This window comes from Granulicella sp. L56 (assembly GCF_009765835.1).
Taxonomy (GTDB): domain Bacteria; phylum Acidobacteriota; class Terriglobia; order Terriglobales; family Acidobacteriaceae; genus Edaphobacter.
The window spans coordinates 909177-924881 of record NZ_LMUS01000001.1 but is presented as its reverse complement, the minus strand read 5'-3'; the positions used below and the strand labels follow the sequence as shown (position 1 = coordinate 924881).

Sequence of the window (15705 nt, the reverse complement as noted above, 5' to 3'; positions counted from 1 at the left end):
CTCCTTTACCGATTGGAGTATGCTGACCATGTAGTCGCACCATGCATTGTTGGAATGGAATGTATGCGCCCCGTACAACTCCGAAACATCGATCTAAATCTTCTGGTTCCCCTCAAGGCCCTGCTGCACGAACGGAATGTGACCCGTGCCGCGGAGCGCATCCATCTCAGCCAGTCGGCCATGAGCCGCGCGCTGGATCGCTTGCGCACGGAGCTAGGGGACGAACTGCTCGTGCGGGTGGGACGCAACTACGAGCTGACTCCGAGGGGCAGCGCCCTTCTGGGCGAACTGGGGCAGATTTTGCCCCGTGTGGCACGCCTCTGGGCAGGAGAGTCTTTTTCGCCTGCACAGAGCGAGGGGAACTTTCGTCTTGCCATGACAGACGATGCCAGTAGTGTCGTTCTGCCACCGCTGGCGGAGATCGTTGGACGGCTTGCGCCCGGCATCACGCTTGAGGTTGTTCCATGGCACGAGCGGACTCATGAAGACAATCTGGCGACACAACTCATCCTGAGCCCGCTTGCAGCGCCTTCGACGTTTCGTTTTGAGCCTCTCTTCGAAGACAGCTTCGTTTGCGTGGCTGGCCGGAAGCTCAAGCGCGGCAAGGGCGCGATCTCGATGAAGGAGTACCTCAGCTTCCGTCATGTCGCGATCGAGACACAACCGAACCAGCAGAATCTGATTGATCGCTCCCTTGCTGAAGCTGGATTGCGGCGGCTCGTAGCTGTTCATCTTCCCTATTTCCAGGCTGCAATCAGAGTGCTTGAGGCAACGGACCTGGTGCTGACAATGCCTGCGCGAATCGCAGAACCGACATTGACTGCACTCGATTTCCCATTGCTGAAAGCGCCGAAAGAGCTTCCTCGCATCCGATATTCGATGGTGTGGCACCCGCGATTCGACAGCGATCTGCTGCATGCCTGGATTCGAGAGACCGTGCGCCAGGTCTTCCAGGCTCCTGCTCGGTAGCAAATTAGAAATTCCAGAAGCGCGCTTTTGTGGTCAAGTCGGCCTTCGCAAAAGCACAGAGGCTTCTACGCAGTCACGACAAGTTCCTGTTCTTGATCTTCCGTACTGGGCTTCAGAGGCATCGCGCACAGCGTGGCGGACCGGGTGTACTGTCTTGGAGAGCAGCCCATCACCCGGCGGAAGGCCTTGCCGAAGGCGCTCTCAGACTCGTAGCCGAGCGACCGCGCGATGGCTGAAAGTCCCTCAGAGGAGTTTTTCAAGCGGTCGGCAGCCAGAAGCATGCGCCAGCGGGCGAGATACTCCATCGGCGTGGCGCCGACGATCTCGCGGAAGCGCAGGGCGAAGACAGAGCGCGACATGCCAACGCATTCGGCCAGCGACTGCAGCGTCCAGGGATGACCGGGGGCGTCGTGCATGCTGGCGATGGCGATGCTCATATGCTTGTCAGACAGAGCAGAAAGCCAACTGTGGCGAGCGCTGGCGCCGTCAGCCAGGTGCAGGCGCAGCGCTTGAATGAGCATCGTATAGGCGAGCTGCTGCGCTATTAGCGAACTGCCGGGCTGAGGATCGCGGAGTTCTTCGCGCATGCGTTCGAGCGCCCAGCGCATGGCGGCCTTGTCCGACTCGCGGCGGATGTGGATGATGGGCGGCAGCGAGTGCAGGAGCATCTCGGCGTGGCTGCCTGTAAACCCAAAGAAGCCTCCAGCGATGTACCGCGCGCCTTCGGGGACCGCCTGGACGTCATTGGTCTTGCTGAGGCGACCCCACGCGAGCGTGTAGTGAACCGGTTCGAGCGAGAGATCCGTGGTGAGCTGGAACGGCATCCCGCGCGGCAAAAGAAAACAGTCTCCGGCATCAAGCAGGACGGGGTCTGGGACGCCTTCGACGACCAGCCAGCATTGCCCGGCGAGCATGGCGTAGCACTTAATGCCCTGATGCTTCGGGAAGTGAATGGCCATATCGCCGGGCACCATAAAGCCGCCGGAGGATAAGCTCTGAGGCTTGAGCAGGGCAAGAACCTCGGAGAGCGGATCCATACGCTGAGTCGACGCCAGACCTGGCTGCAAGAACTGAGTCTCTGATCTTGGGGGTTCGGATTTTTGGGGCGACAGGACGATTGGACTGATCATACGGACTTCCAGTATAGATCGTCCGCGGGTTGAGAGCCATCTATTGATCGACGGCGCAAATCGGCCCCGTGTTCGTGAGATCTAAAGGAGACATCGTTATGCGTATCTTTGTAACTGGAGCGCCCGGCTTTATCGGGTCGGAGCTTGTACCGGAGTTGATCAAAGCGGGGCACAGCGTGCTGGGACTGACGCGCTCGGACGTCGGTGCCGAAAAGCTGCGCGCGGCGGGAGCCGAGGTGCTGCATGGAAATATCGAGGACCTCGACAGCCTGCGCAAGGGCGCAGCCGATTCCGATGGCGTGATCCACCTGGCCTTCAACCATGACTTCTCACAGTTTGAGAAGAACGCCGCAGACGAACGCAACGCAATCGCGGCGCTGGGAGAGGTATTGGTGGGGTCGAACCGACCGTTTGTGGTCACCTCGGGTACGGCGATGGCAGCCAATGTGGACGGCAAACCCTCGACGGAGGATGGCCCGTCCGCGTCCTGGAACCCTCGCGCGGCCTCGGAAGCGGTGGTGAAGGAGTTCACTGAGCGCGGCGTGAAGACCTCCATCGTTCGTTTGGCGCAGATTCACGACACACGCAAGCAGGGACTCGTACCGTATGTTACAGCGGCAGCGCGCGCGAAGCGTGTGTCGCCCTACATCGGCGACGGCAGCAATCGCTGGCCCGCGGCGCACGTCTCCGATGTGGCGCGCTTGTACCACCTGGCTTTTGAAAAGGCGGAGCCGGGCGCGATCTACCACGCAGTTGACGAGGAGGGCGTGTCCATGAAGGCCATCGCCGAGGCGTTGGGTCGTGGGCTGAAGGTGCCGGTGGTCAGCATCAAGCCCGAGGAGACGGAAGCGCACTTCGGCTGGCTTGCCCGCTTCGCTGGCCATGATATGCCATCTTCAAGCGCGATTACTCGGCAGAAACTGAACTGGACGCCGACAGGCCCTGGCTTGATCACCGACCTGGACAATATGGACTACACGCAGTCCTAAGTACAAGCGAAAGCGCACCGGCGCTCTGCGGACGCCGGTGCGCTTACTCTTGATAGCAGGTCGATCCGAGAAAAGAGACAGTACTGTGAAGTCAATTGCGAGGCTGGCATCCAATTCGTTCGATTGATGCTTGCAGGCGTCTTCGATAAGTTCCTCGACCTGCAGATCAGCCTGGACCACTGGGGCGAGGTAATTCTCTTTTATTTGGAACGGCTGAATCCCGCTGGAAGGCCGATACGGTTGACTGAACTCTCTCAGAGGGCAGACAGGCTGTGGGTCTAAGCCACGCAATAAATGTTCGTGCTTTATCTGTACAGTCTACCTGTACAGATAAACTGTATTTATGGCATACTGAGTTCTATGAATAATCGGGCGAGTCCTTCTCCGGCCGAGCGAAGCTCTGCACTTGCGGCAGAGCTTCGGGCAATCTTTGGCAAACTCAAGCGGAAGCTGCGTGAACAGGGTGGGCAGAGCGATTTGACGCCTTCGCAAGTCTCCGTTCTGCTTCGTCTTGAGAAAGACGGCCCTGCGGCGGTATCGAGCCTGGCTAGAGCTGAGGGAATGCGTCCTCAGTCGATGAGCGCCATCATCACGTCGTTGTTGGAAGCCGGATTGGTGAGTGACTCTCCGGACCCGAACGACAGACGGCAGACCTTGATGTCACTCTCCCGGAAATGCCAGAAGTTGCTCAGGGATGGTCGTGCCGCGAGACAGGATTGGCTCACAACGACTATTCAGAAGAAACTCTCCTCCCAAGAGCAGGAAAAGCTTGCTGCTGCCGTCAACTTGCTCGCGCGCCTCATTGAAGACTGATGCCTTCGCGTACAACCACTCAACTCTCATTCCATGTCCCTGTCGAGGAGAAGAACCTAATGCCCGTTATAACGCTTGATCAAAAGACCGCCCTTATTGTCGTAGATCTTCAGAAAGGGATTATCAACTCGCCCTTGATCCATCCGATTGCTGGTGTCATTGAGAGAACCTGCGCCTTGCTTGATGCCTTTCGTGAGTATGATCTCCCGGTCGTTCTGGTCAATGTCTCAGGAGGTGCACCAGGTCGGACGGAGCAGCCGCGCCGTTTCTCAACGTTCCCGGAGGGATTCAGCGATCTGATTCCGGAGCTGGATCGCCAGCCCACCGACATCGTGGTAACGAAACGGACATGGGGCGCGTTTGCGAGTACGGACCTGGAAGCGCAACTGAAGGCCAAGGGAGTAACGCAGGTTGTTGTCACGGGCGTGGCAACCGGAACCGGCGTCGAAGCCACTGCTCGACAGGCATACGAGCAGGGATTTAACGTCACGCTTGCCCTCGATGCCATGACCGATGTGCGCCCCGAAGCGCACGAGTACAGCCTTACAAGCGTCTTTCCCCGTCTCGGAGAAACGGGCTCAACCCAGGACATTCTTAACCTGCTGGCGACGAGGAGCGCATGACCATGACCTGGCCTCATCTTGTGTCGTACTTCTTTGGAGGGATTTTCCTGGCCAACTTCGTTCCCCATTTTGTCAGCGGCATGATGGGACGGCCCTTCCAAACTCCCTTCGCAAAGCCGCCCGGCGAAGGCCTTTCCTCGTCTACGGTGAACGTTCTATGGGGCTTCTTTAATGTCGTCGTCGGCTACCTTCTCGTGGTGCGCGTTGGCAACTTTGACCTGAGATCGATAAGTGATGTTCTTGCTCTTGCGGTTGGCGCACTGCTGATCAGCCTTCTCATGGCGCGGCATTTCGGCCAGTTTCATGGAGGCAACGCCCCGGAGCGCCCATGAGGAATCCGCTCTCCAGAACTTTCCGCGCTCTGGAGAACTTCAACTTCCGCTTATGGACGGCAGGCGGTTTGGTATCGAACATCGGAACCTGGATGCAGCGTGTGGCACAAGACTGGATCGTGCTGACGCAACTGACCCACCATGATGCGACTGCCGTCGGCATTGTCACGGGCCTGCAGTTCGCTCCACAGTTGCTGTTGCTGCCCTGGAGCGGTTTGGCAGCGGACCGTTTCAACCAGCGCAAGCTGTTGATGTTGACACAAGCATCCATGGGTGTGCTTGCGACCGCTCTGGGGGGCTTGACGATCCTGGGTTACGTCCGGCTTTGGCATGTGTATGTGTTTGCCTTTGTTTTTGGCACTGCTGCGGCGCTGGATGCACCAGTGCGGCAAACCTTTGTTGGTGAGCTGGTGGGTGACGAACAACTGCCTAATGCCGTCGCACTCAACTCGACCTCGTTCTTCGTCGGCCAGATGATCGGCCCGGCTGTGGCCGGTCTGGTCATCGCAAAGATCGGGACCGGCTGGGCATTTCTCCTAAACGGGCTGTCCTTCGGCGCTGTTCTGCTCTCCATGTATCTGCTGCGCGTCCAGGACCTCAGGACAAATGCAAGAGCTTCCCGCGGATCCGGAGGGTTCATCGAAGGACTCCGTTATGTATGGGATCGGCCTGACCTGCGATCAATCGTAGTTATGCTCTTTCTGATCGGGACATTCGGTTTCAATTTCCCGATCTTCATCTCCACCATGGCGGTGAGTGTTTTCCATACCGATGCGCGCGGATTCGGTTTGCTGTCGTCGATCATGGCGATTGGCACAATGAGCGGGGCGCTTCTGGCTGCCGGACGCGACAAGCCAAATTTTGGGTCGCTCCTCTTCGGTACCGGAGTCTTTGGAATCGGTTGTATGCTTGCTGCGTTCTCTGCTGGATATTGGTGGTTCGCTGCGGCCCTCACGGTGATTGGGGTGGCCGCCCTCACCTTCACGAACGCGACGAACAGTATGATGCAGCTTTCGACCAAGCCCACCATGCGCGGTCGCGTGATGGCGATTCGTGTGGGCGTGGCGCTCGGCGGAACATCGATAGGGGCGCCCATCGTGGGATGGGTGGCAAACCGCTTCGGTCCCCGGTGGGCACTTGGCGTAGGCGCGTCATCAGGCTTTGCCGCGGCCCTGGTTGCGATATATGTCCTGACGCGGCGAACCAGACTGAACCATGCCGATCTCGCCTAAACGCGATACGGGAGTAGGACCGTGCGTGTGCCAAAATCCGAAGCTGGGAGAAGCCAGAACGCATTGCCCCGGAAGTAAGGTTTATACTTGAGTTACCTGGAGATGTCCTGGGAGCTGGTTTAGCGCAAGAGTCGCACTCGTCTGTATAAGCGGAACTCCGCTAAACTAAAACTTCCCTCATGGGAAGCCGCATGCCAGCCGAAATCATTCTCCAGCAAACCTCGGACGCCGCCGCCCTGCTCGACAAGCGCGAGCAACTTGCCACTGTTCGCACCACGCTCGCCGAGCGCGAATCCGAGCTTGCCCAAATCCGCGCCCAGCTCAAGACCTTCGAAGGCCGTTACCTCCGCCAGGTCGGCATCCTCTATGCCGAGCTCGACACCCTCGAAGCGCGCATCGCCGAGCGCGAGGTCGATCTCTACGATTCCGACTCTGCCCGCCGCTACGCCGAGGAGACCCGCCAGCGTGCGCAGGAGACCCATGATGCCGCATTCGGCGAGGCCCGGGAAGCCGAAGAGTTCGACCCGCCGCCCAGCCTCAAGACCCTCTTCCGCGACGTCGCCAAGCGCATTCACCCCGACTTCGCGCGCGACGACGCCGAGCAGAAGCACTTCACCCTGCTGATGGCCCGTGCGAATCAGGCCTACAGCCGCGGCGACACCGAAACCTTGCAGCGTCTGCTTGACGACCACCGCGAAATTAGCGCTTCCATCGCGGGCGAAGGAGTCGTCGCAGAGCTTCTCCGCATCACGCGCCAGATCCAGCACGCCCAGCGCGACATCGCCACCCTCGATGCGGAGCAGTCCACGCTGCTCGCCGGCGAAGTTGCTCAACTGTACCTCGATGTGGAAGCCGCCGCCCGCGAACACCGCGACCTGCTCACCGAACTCGCCACCAGCCTTCGCGAGCAGATCGCCGATGCCGAGCGCCGCTTCGAGCTCATCGACCGCCAGATCAAAGCCCATGGAAGATAAATTCAAAGGCGGCCTGCAGCACATTCCTGCCGTCGGCGCGCTGTCGCTCCATTCCACGCGCTCCAGCATCATCGCCCGCGGCCGCCGCGACGCCGCTAACGTAGCCTCTAACCCGCACTACCGGCAGGCCGTAGCCGACTACAACGTCCACAACTTCATCGAAGCCGCGGCCAGTTTCCGACTCGCCGCCGAGCAAGGACACGCCGAGTCGCAGTATCTCCTCAGCACGATGTACGACGCGGCGCAGGGCGTGCCGCAAGACGACACCCAGGCGGCCTACTGGGAGTGCAAGGCCGCTGAACAGGGCCACGCCTACGCGCAGGCCAACCTCAGCTTCCGTTATTACGCAGCCAACAACTTTACTGAAGCTTTTGCATGGTGCCAGCGCGCTGCCCACAGTAACCTTGCCTGGGCGCAATACAACCTCGGCCTCATGTATCGAAAAGGGGAAGGGGTCCCGCAAAGCGATGCCGAAGCTGCCCACTGGTATCGGCTGGCCGCCACCCAAAATTTTCCCGAAGCCCAGCAGAAGCTAGCCGACCTTTACTACACCGGCCAAGGCGTCCCACTCAGCTACGCGCAGGCTGCCGCGTGGTATCGCAAGGCCGCCGATCACGGCAACGCCGAGGCCCAGTTCCAGATGGGCCACCTCTACGCCATCGGCCAGGGTGTAGAGCACGACTACACTCAGTCCCGCCACTGGACTCGTCAGGCTGCTCTTCAAGGACACGACCAGGCACTCCGCGAACTCAAGCGCCGCGAATACCGCGACCCATAACCCCCACGCCTTAATACTCGATATCGTTCCGCATCATCCGCCAGTGATGTCTCCTTTACCACCACTGCATCTCCATGCCTGTCTTGCACATCGTCTCGATCATCGGATCGAGCAAAATTTTGATCTCAGAGTCGGCATCGTGATCTGCCGTAGTTAGGCTGCGGCTTATTCGATTGCCCTAATTTGTGAGCCCCGACAAAAAGGCCTGCTGGACGCGGTTAAAGCTGCGCCCACGCAGAACGGCGGCTACGATGGTGCGCGTGGCGCGTGTGTCGCTGAGGCGCACATAGCGGCAGGGCGCATTAGGGTCAATTGCCATTTCGGGCACAAGCGAAACACCGATCCCTGCGGCAACCATGCCAAGCAGGCTGCTGAATTGACCACTCTCAAAAACAATGCGCGGAGCGACGCGCGCACGGGCGCAGGCAGCTACGCTAAGATCGCGGAAGCAGTGGCCGTCGCGCAACATGACAAATGGCTCACCGCGAAGGTCTTTGAGGGAGAGCGATTTCTGATAGGCGCGGGGATGGTCTTTCGGCAGCACAGCGAAGAGCGGTTCGGTGCGAAGAGGAAACAACTCAAACTCTTTGTGACGCAACGGCAGGGCAAGAACGGCGAGGTCGATAGAGAGATTGCGCAAACTTTCGACCAGCACGGGCGTGGTCTCTTCGACGATGCGCAGCCGGGCTTCAGGATATTTCTTTGCAAACGATGCCGTATAGCGTGGCAGGAGATAGGGCGCAATGGTGGGAATGACGCCGGCCGCAACGCTTCCGCGTACATCGGTACGCTTGTCTTCAACGCCGGTTCGAGCGGCTTCCATCTGATGCAGGATGGAGCGAGCATGAGGCAGGAAGGCGCGTCCCGCTTCAGTAAGTCGGATGCTGCGACCGAGCCGGTCGAAGAGTTTTGCCCCTAAATCTTCTTCAAGTTTGAGTACCTGCTGCGAGAGCGAAGGCTGCGCTACATGGCAGCGCTCGGCAGCACGGCTGAAACTGCCAGTTTCGGCGATGGCGCAAACGTATCGAAGCTGATTGAATTCCATAGAGAATGCCTATACCCCAAATGGGAACTATGTATTGGAACGATCAGTCTCCATGATGCTACATTGCTGGTGTCGAGACAAACGCGGATATCTGCGCTGTGAGATTTTGGATAACCAACAGCGTGGGCGATGGTCGAACAGATCGAGGAGAAACATGGCAGAGCAAACAAAGACATCAACCGAAGCGAAATGCCCGTTCCATCACGCCGCAGGGGAAGGTACATCGAACCGTGACTGGTGGCCGAGCCAGTTGAACCTGAGGATATTGCATCAGCACTCGTCCCTGTCCGATCCGATGGACAAAAACTTTAACTATGCCGAAGCGTTCAAGAGCCTCGACCTGGCAGCCGTGAAAAAGGACCTTCTTGCGCTCATGACGACCTCGCAGGACTGGTGGCCTGCGGATTTTGGCAGCTACGGGCCTCTGTTTATTCGTATGGCGTGGCACAGCGCCGGAACGTACCGCATCGGCGATGGTCGGGGCGGCGCCGGAGCTGGCCAGCAGCGTTTCGCTCCTCTCAACAGTTGGCCCGACAATGTCAGCCTTGATAAGGCGCGCCGCCTGATCTGGCCGATCAAGCAGAAGTACGGCAATAAAATTTCATGGGCCGACCTGATCGTCCTCACTGGAAACGTTGCGCTGGAATCGATGGGCTTTGCGACCTTCGGTTTCGGCGGAGGACGCGAGGACGTCTGGGAGCCAAACGAGGAAGTCTATTGGGGAACCGAGACCACTTGGCTGGGCGGCGATCTTCGCTACCGTAAAGGAAAGAACGATGACGAAGGTGTCCTGGTTGCCGACGAAGAACTGCATGGCACCGAGAAAGATCGTACCGGAGGGGGCACCAAAGAGCGCAATCTGGAGAATCCGCTTGCCGCAGTGCAAATGGGCCTGATCTACGTGAATCCGGAAGGTCCGGATGGCAACCCGGACCCGATTGCCTCGGCCCACGATATTCGAGAGACCTTTGCTCGCATGGCGATGAATGACGAGGAGACCATTGCTCTGATAGCGGGCGGTCATACCTTCGGCAAGACTCACGGTGCTGGCCCTGCCTCCCATGTGGGGCCTGAGCCCGAAGCCGCCGGACTAGAGGAGCAGGGCCTCGGCTGGAAGAACAGCTTTGGCACTGGCAAGGGCGGAGACGCAATCACAAGCGGCCTGGAAGTTATCTGGACGACCAAGCCGACACAATGGAGCAACGAGTTCTTTGAACACCTGTTTGGCTACGAATGGGAGCTGACCAAGAGCCCGGCCGGGGCAAATCAGTGGAAGCCGAAGGGTGACGGAGGTGTAGGTACTGTGCCTGATCCGCATGACCCGTCAAAGCGCCGCTCGCCGTCAATGCTGACCACGGATCTTGCTCTGCGCTTCGATCCTGATTATGAAAAAATTTCGAGGCGCTTCCACGAGAATCCAGACCAGTTTGCCGATGCCTTCGCCCGCGCATGGTTCAAGCTGACGCACCGCGACATGGGACCGCGCGCGCGCTATCTCGGTCCGGAAATTCCAGCCGAAGTACTCCTCTGGCAAGATCCTGTTCCCGCGGTCGATCACAAGCTGATTGATGAGCAGGACATTGCCGCGCTCAAGGGCAAGGTTCTTGCTTCGGGATTGACGGTCTCGCAACTGGTTTCGACCGCCTGGGCGTCAGCATCCACCTTTCGTGGCTCCGACAAGCGTGGCGGCGCAAACGGCGCCCGTATCCGTCTCGCTCCGCAGAAGGACTGGAAGGTCAACCAACCTGAGCAACTGGAGAAGGTGTTGAAGACGCTCGAAGGTATTCAGAGCGAATTCAACGGAAAGCTGACTGGCGGCAAGAAGATCTCACTCGCCGACCTGATCGTCCTGGCCGGTTGTGCAGGTGTCGAGCAGGCAACCAGGAATGCCGGTCTCAGCGGGACCGTTCCCTTTACGCCGGGACGCACGGACGCCTCGCAGGAGCAGACCGATGTAGACTCCTTCGCTGTGCTCGAGCCGCTCGCGGACGGCTTCCGCAACTATCTCAAAGCCAAATACAGCGTACCGTCCGAGTCGCTGCTGATCGATAAGGCCCAATTACTGACACTGACCGCTCCTGAACTGACAGTACTCATTGGCGGCCTGCGTGTCCTGGATACCAACGTCGGACAGACAAAGCATGGCGTCTTCACCAAGCGGCCGGAGGCGCTGACCAACGACTTCTTCCTCAACCTGCTCGATATGGGAACGGAGTGGAAGCCGGTCTCAGATGCTCAGGACGTCTTTGAAGGACACGACCGTAAAACTGGAGAACTCAAGTGGACCGGCACACGCATCGATCTTCTCTTCGGTTCCAATTCGCAGCTTCGAGCACTTGCCGAAGTCTACGGAAGTTCGGACGCGCACGAGAAGTTCGTCCATGACTTTGTAGCGGTCTGGAACAAGGTGATGAATCTTGATCGTTTCGACCTGGCTTGATCTCGGAAGGTAGGCTGGGAACCTTACACAGCTCAACCTCGACCTGACACCCGGGTTATCCCAGGCCAGGTCGAGGTGCGAGCCGTTTCTGCTTTCGGAAAAGCAATGCCAGGCCAAGGCAGTCCTCCACGCAGCTCTATCGCGACGGACCCGCTGGTTCGTGATGACTGTCCGCAAGTGTCAGGGCAGCTCAATCTTCCAGAGACTCTATTTGTTTGCGGATATTGGAGCACATCTAAAAGCTCGATACTCCCCACAGTTTCCACCACAGTACAAAAGCCCTCCAATTTGGAGGGCTTCTATCTTGCTGAAACTTTGGAGGCGCGGGTCGGGATCGAACCGACGCATAAAGGTTTTGCAGACCTCTCCCTTACCACTTGGGTACCGCGCCTCGAGGTGGGCTATCCGAATTATTGCAGCCCGCTGAATTGTAGGTGAAGTGTACCGCAGACAGGGCTTATTTTGGAGCGGGAGACCGGGGTCGAACCGGCGACATCTTCCTTGGCAAGGAAGCACTCTACCACTGAGCTACTCCCGCTCTCACAAGTTTGAGTATAGCGGGGGAGGCTGCCTGTGGTCAACGCGTTGGCCGATTCGACTTGGAGAAAAAAGCTAGGTGGCCGAATATGAACAGTTTTGCATCTGAACTGGAGACGGGAGCGACTAAAGAAGTATTTATGGGATGGGGCAGATGGCAATAACATCGGAGGATCAGAGGCAGATGCGGCAATGGCAGGCCGTTCTGGATTCGGCGGGAGAGGGTATCTGGGGCCTGGATCTGGAAGGAAGGTGTACCTTCGTCAACCGCATGGCGACGAAGATCATGGGATTTGAGAGCGAAGAATTGTTGGGAGGGGATATTCATGAGTTGGTGCATCATCACGATTCGGAGGCAGGTCGTTTTCCTGTAGGCGAGTGTCCGATTTACGATGCCTTGCGTCGCAACACACCATTGAGCAATCTCTCGGACACCATGTTCCGCAAAGATGGAAGCACATTTGTTGTGGAGATGTCGGCACATCCGGTCTCGGTTGAGGGAGAAGTGCTGGGGATCGTGGTGACGTTTAGCGATGTGACCTCTTCGAGGCAGCAAGAGGAAGATCTGCGGAAAGCCCGTGAGCTGGCGGAGCAGCGGACGGCGGAGTTGAATGCGGTCATTGAAAGCATGCCGCATGGCGTTTACATTGCCACGCCGGATGGAAAGATGCGAACCAATCGCTGGGCGCGGACGATGAGCGGCGAACGTTTTCCTGCGGAGCTGAAGACATTAGAAGGCGCTTTGGCTGGTGAGGCTTCAACCGAAACCGTGCGGACGCCAGGCCGCTGGATTCAAAGCGTGGCGGCGCCTGTTTTGCAGGGTGGCAAGATCACGGGTGGCGTTGCCGTCAATACAGATGTGACCCAGGCGCGGCTGCAGGATGAGGCATTGCGCAAGTCGGAGAAGCTGGCAGCGGTAGGGCAACTCGCATCGTCGATCGCACACGAAATCAACAACCCGCTGGAGTCGATTACTAACCTGCTCTATCTGGTGCAGAAGTCGGATTCGATGGAAGAGATGAAAGAGTATGCTCTGATCGCACAGCAAGAGCTGGCGCGGGTCACCGAGATCACCTTGCAGACGCTTCGTTTTCATCGACAGCAGAGCAAGCCTGTTCAGGTGGATTTGGCCGATCTGCTGCGAACTGTGATGACTCTTTACACGGGGCGGCTGTTAGTTCGACGACTGAGCGTGGAAATAAAACTGGCCGATTCGCCACCAGTGCTGTGCCTGGAAGGCGAGATCAGGCAGGTTTTTAATAATCTGTTGCGCAACGCGCTGGACGCTATGAGCGAGGGTGGCCGCCTATTGGTCCGGCTGCATCGGCAGACCAACTGGGTGAGTGGCCAGAAGGGGATGCGGCTTACAGTGGCGGATACGGGGGAGGGAATCAGCCCGGAGATGGTGCAACATCTGTTTGAGCCATTTCAGACGACGAAAGAGTTGATGGGGACGGGCTTGGGCTTATGGGTGAGCAAAGGCATCGTGGAAAAGCACAACGGGCATATCAGAGCGAGGACGCGACGCGGAGAGAGCCATAGCACGGTTTTTACTGTGTGGCTCCCAGTCGATGGCGGCCCTAATCTGGCTGCTGAGGCAAATTGAGCGCGATACGCGGACCGGCAATGATATTGGGACGTCGACGAATAACATGCGGTGTTATCAGCAGCACCAGATCACTGGAGTCGGTTTCGGCAACTTTATCGGCAGTAGCAGTCTGAAAACCGGGCAACTCGCCAAGCCCGGGAAGACCGCTGACAGCGGCAGACTCTGTTTTACTCAATGAACTAACGAACAAGGCGGCTTTTCCGTCAGTGACTGTGATGTCTGAAGAAAACTGACGGCTGGCGAGGATAGGGATATTGTTCAGGGCCGTGCCCGTCAACGCTTCGATCTTAAGTTCGATGTGCATTCTGACGGTGCCTGATTTCTGTACGGTGGGTATGGCCTTGAGGGTCAGGCCCAGATCTTCATATTGAATCTGTGGAATCGTCACGCCGGTGGAGCTACCAGTCAACTGCGCGAGCAGACTGGCGGCGCTCACCCCATTGACGGTGACTCCGGCAAGAGAGGCTGAGCTTGCAGCTGCGCCGGTACTATAGGTAGACGTAGTGATGGGATAGCGAGTCCCGACGCGAAAATCAGCGGTCTGACCGTCGCCGACACGAACCTGTATATCATCCAGCGCACGGCTGTCGCTCGAATTGAGTGCGAGATTCAAAGTCGGGAAGACGTCGGCGGTGACACCGGCCTGGGTAAGTCCGCCTCCGAATATTCCAAGCGTCGAGGAGAGCAGCGAACTCTGTACGAGGCCAGAGCCGATGAGGGCAAGCGCAATCTCTACATTGCTCGCTCCTGACGGGACCAGGCCCTCCGCAATGGCCTGGTTGACCAGCGTCTGGTTCTGGCTGACGATATTGGACGCCTCTCCTGCGACACTATAGAGCCCTAGTTGCTGGGGCATTTGAAGCCCGATATTGCGCTGACGCGTCTTGTCGATGGAATAGAACTTAACCTCTATCATGATCTGACTGCCGCCATCGATCAGATCGGCAAGGGTAAGATTTACCGCCTTCAAAGTGTCTTCTGGAGCGCGAAGCACGAGGTCGCCAAGGCCTTTTTCAATCGTCAACTGCTTTATCTCAAAAACATTGCGTAGGACATTCCCCAGGTCATTAATATCTGTCGGAGTCATGCCAGGAATGCTGATTGTCTCTTGCAGTTGGCGTTCCAGCCGCTCCCGATTCTCCGGGGTATCTTTGGCGATCAGAATACTTTTGGCGTCCAGAGGAACAGCGAAAAGACCGCACATCTCAAAGAGAACCCGAACAGCCTGTTCATAAGGAACCGATTCGAGATTGAAGTGGATGACTTGATGGGGGAGCGAGTCGTCGAAGACCGGGCGAATCCCGTAGCTGGACATCACCTGCTGTAGAACGGCCTCGCTATCGGCTTGAATGTGGAAGCTCTTCACTCCCGAAGCAGGCTGCAACACAATAGGTCCAGCGATAGAGGCGGCCTCCTTGATCCAGGGCTCCACCTCCGGATGGAACGTGACCGGGAGAGCACCGGCGTCTTGATGCTGGGTGACGATGCGATTCTCCGGGTCGAGCAGCCGGGCCTCTGCCAGCAGCGTCTCCGCTTTCATCGCTTGCCCAAGGAGATGGGCTTTCGCTGCTTCTTGTACTAATTCCGTGACGCGATGCTCGCGGGCAAGCGTAGCCGCTACGGCATAGTCATTGTTGTCGGGGTTAAGCTTTGCCGCCTTCTCAAACTGCTTCAGGGCAGCGGTGAGATCATTGCGTTCGAGCAGGCGTGCGCCCGCAAGGTAGGCTTCTTCCGCCTGGCGGACCTGAGTTTTACTCGGCGTCGAGAGAGCCGGGGGGTGCGCGGGTTTGTCGGACGAAGTCTGCGCCAGGCCTGTAAGAGAGAGGCCAAGGAGTACACAGGCCGTTGTGCCACATGTAATTGCCGTAAGCCGTGACTGGAGAGGAGAGATCATCTACTGCTGGTTAGACGGGGCCAACGGCTAACGGGCGCTGGCGATGCTTTGGATGCGGGGACGCTCGCTGCTGGGGGGACGGCGCATTCCATTACGGATCGCAGCCGTATCAAGATCGAGCTCGGCCAGGGTGCGGCTGAGCGTATTGCGGTGCATGCCAAGTTCTTCTGCGGCCTTGCACTGGTTGCCCTTGTGATGCGCGAGGACTTCGAGGATGTAGCGCTTCTTGAACTGGCGAATGGCGTCCGCATAGGGGATGCCGGCACTGTGCATCTGCGTGATGAGACCGTCCATTTCGCGCTTCAAGATAATGTCCTCGCTTGCAGTTCCAGATTGTGGT

Annotated in this window: 14 protein-coding genes and 2 tRNA genes; 10 read left to right on the top strand and 6 right to left on the bottom strand. The window is 58.2% G+C overall.

All coding sequences use genetic code 11. From position 1 onward, the window contains the following. Positions 1–63 precede the first annotated feature (63 nt). Positions 64–969, top strand: coding sequence for a LysR family transcriptional regulator (locus tag GSQ81_RS03775; protein WP_158909357.1), 906 nt, complete (start codon positions 64–66; stop codon positions 967–969). A 65-nt stretch (positions 970–1034) separates the two neighbouring features. Here the strand turns inward: GSQ81_RS03775 and GSQ81_RS03770 are convergent, their stop codons facing one another. After that, positions 1035–2006, bottom strand: a complete 972-nt coding sequence (locus tag GSQ81_RS03770; RefSeq protein WP_158909356.1) for an AraC family transcriptional regulator — start codon at positions 2004–2006, stop codon at positions 1035–1037. 191 nt (positions 2007–2197) lie between these two features. Between GSQ81_RS03770 and GSQ81_RS03765 the strand changes: the two genes are divergently transcribed. The 7 genes from GSQ81_RS03765 to GSQ81_RS03735 all read left to right on the top strand — a co-directional run bounded on the left by GSQ81_RS03765 (position 2198) and on the right by GSQ81_RS03735 (position 7840). Then, positions 2198–3088 (top strand): SDR family oxidoreductase, encoded by an 891-nt coding sequence (locus GSQ81_RS03765; RefSeq protein ID WP_158909355.1) that lies wholly within the window; start codon positions 2198–2200, stop codon positions 3086–3088. Positions 3089–3382: 294 nt separating this feature from the next. Further along, entirely contained in the window at positions 3383–3901 is a 519-nt protein-coding gene (locus tag GSQ81_RS03760) for a MarR family winged helix-turn-helix transcriptional regulator (protein ID WP_254059970.1), read from the top strand. A 59-nt stretch (positions 3902–3960) separates the two neighbouring features. Continuing rightward, positions 3961–4524, top strand: a complete 564-nt coding sequence (locus tag GSQ81_RS03755) for an isochorismatase family protein (RefSeq protein WP_158909354.1) — start codon at positions 3961–3963, stop codon at positions 4522–4524. Between the two features lie 2 nt (positions 4525–4526). Further along, on the top strand, positions 4527–4856 hold the full coding sequence (locus GSQ81_RS03750; protein ID WP_158909353.1) for a hypothetical protein: 330 nt from the start codon (positions 4527–4529) through the stop codon (positions 4854–4856). Next, the gene (locus GSQ81_RS03745; protein WP_158909352.1) at positions 4853–6088 is read left to right on the top strand and encodes an MFS transporter; all 1236 of its coding nucleotides are present in this window, start codon (positions 4853–4855) and stop codon (positions 6086–6088) included. Before GSQ81_RS03750 ends, GSQ81_RS03745 begins: the two co-directional genes overlap by 4 nt. Positions 6089–6279: 191 nt before the next feature. After that, the gene (locus GSQ81_RS03740) at positions 6280–7062 is read left to right on the top strand and encodes a hypothetical protein (RefSeq protein WP_158909351.1); all 783 of its coding nucleotides are present in this window, start codon (positions 6280–6282) and stop codon (positions 7060–7062) included. Next, a complete protein-coding gene (locus tag GSQ81_RS03735) occupies positions 7052–7840 on the top strand; it encodes a tetratricopeptide repeat protein (protein ID WP_158909350.1) in 789 nt (262 codons plus the stop codon). The genes GSQ81_RS03740 and GSQ81_RS03735 overlap by 11 nt, the downstream gene beginning before the upstream one ends. Before the next feature lie 178 nt (positions 7841–8018). Here the strand turns inward: GSQ81_RS03735 and GSQ81_RS03730 are convergent, their stop codons facing one another. Further along, the gene (locus GSQ81_RS03730) at positions 8019–8885 is read right to left on the bottom strand and encodes a LysR family transcriptional regulator (protein ID WP_158909349.1); all 867 of its coding nucleotides are present in this window, start codon (positions 8883–8885) and stop codon (positions 8019–8021) included. Positions 8886–9039: 154 nt separating this feature from the next. Here GSQ81_RS03730 and katG point away from each other — a divergent pair, with 154 nt between their 5' ends. Beyond that, positions 9040–11325: a catalase/peroxidase HPI gene (gene katG / locus GSQ81_RS03725; RefSeq protein ID WP_158909348.1), complete on the top strand. Its 2286-nt coding sequence runs from the start codon at positions 9040–9042 to the stop codon at positions 11323–11325. Between the two features lie 316 nt (positions 11326–11641). Here the strand turns inward: katG and GSQ81_RS03720 are convergent. Both GSQ81_RS03720 and GSQ81_RS03715 read right to left on the bottom strand, forming a co-directional pair. After that, positions 11642–11716, bottom strand: a tRNA-Cys gene (locus tag GSQ81_RS03720). 72 nt (positions 11717–11788) lie between these two features. Beyond that, positions 11789–11863: transfer RNA gene (locus tag GSQ81_RS03715), tRNA-Gly, on the bottom strand. Between the two features lie 153 nt (positions 11864–12016). Between GSQ81_RS03715 and GSQ81_RS03710 the strand changes: the two genes are divergently transcribed. Further along, complete coding sequence (locus GSQ81_RS03710) at positions 12017–13468, top strand: ATP-binding protein (protein ID WP_254059969.1); 1452 nt, start codon at positions 12017–12019, stop codon at positions 13466–13468. On the opposite strand, the gene GSQ81_RS03705 is transcribed toward GSQ81_RS03710, so the two are convergent. After that, positions 13443–15365 carry a hypothetical protein gene (locus GSQ81_RS03705; RefSeq protein ID WP_158909346.1) on the bottom strand — a complete coding sequence of 641 codons (1923 nt, stop codon included), beginning with the start codon at positions 15363–15365 and terminating at the stop codon, positions 13443–13445. The two genes, GSQ81_RS03710 and GSQ81_RS03705, sit on opposite strands and share 26 nt — an antisense overlap. Positions 15366–15392: 27 nt before the next feature. Beyond that, positions 15393–15671 (bottom strand): helix-turn-helix domain-containing protein, encoded by a 279-nt coding sequence (locus GSQ81_RS03700; RefSeq protein WP_121472479.1) that lies wholly within the window; start codon positions 15669–15671, stop codon positions 15393–15395. Positions 15672–15705: the final 34 nt, after the last annotated feature.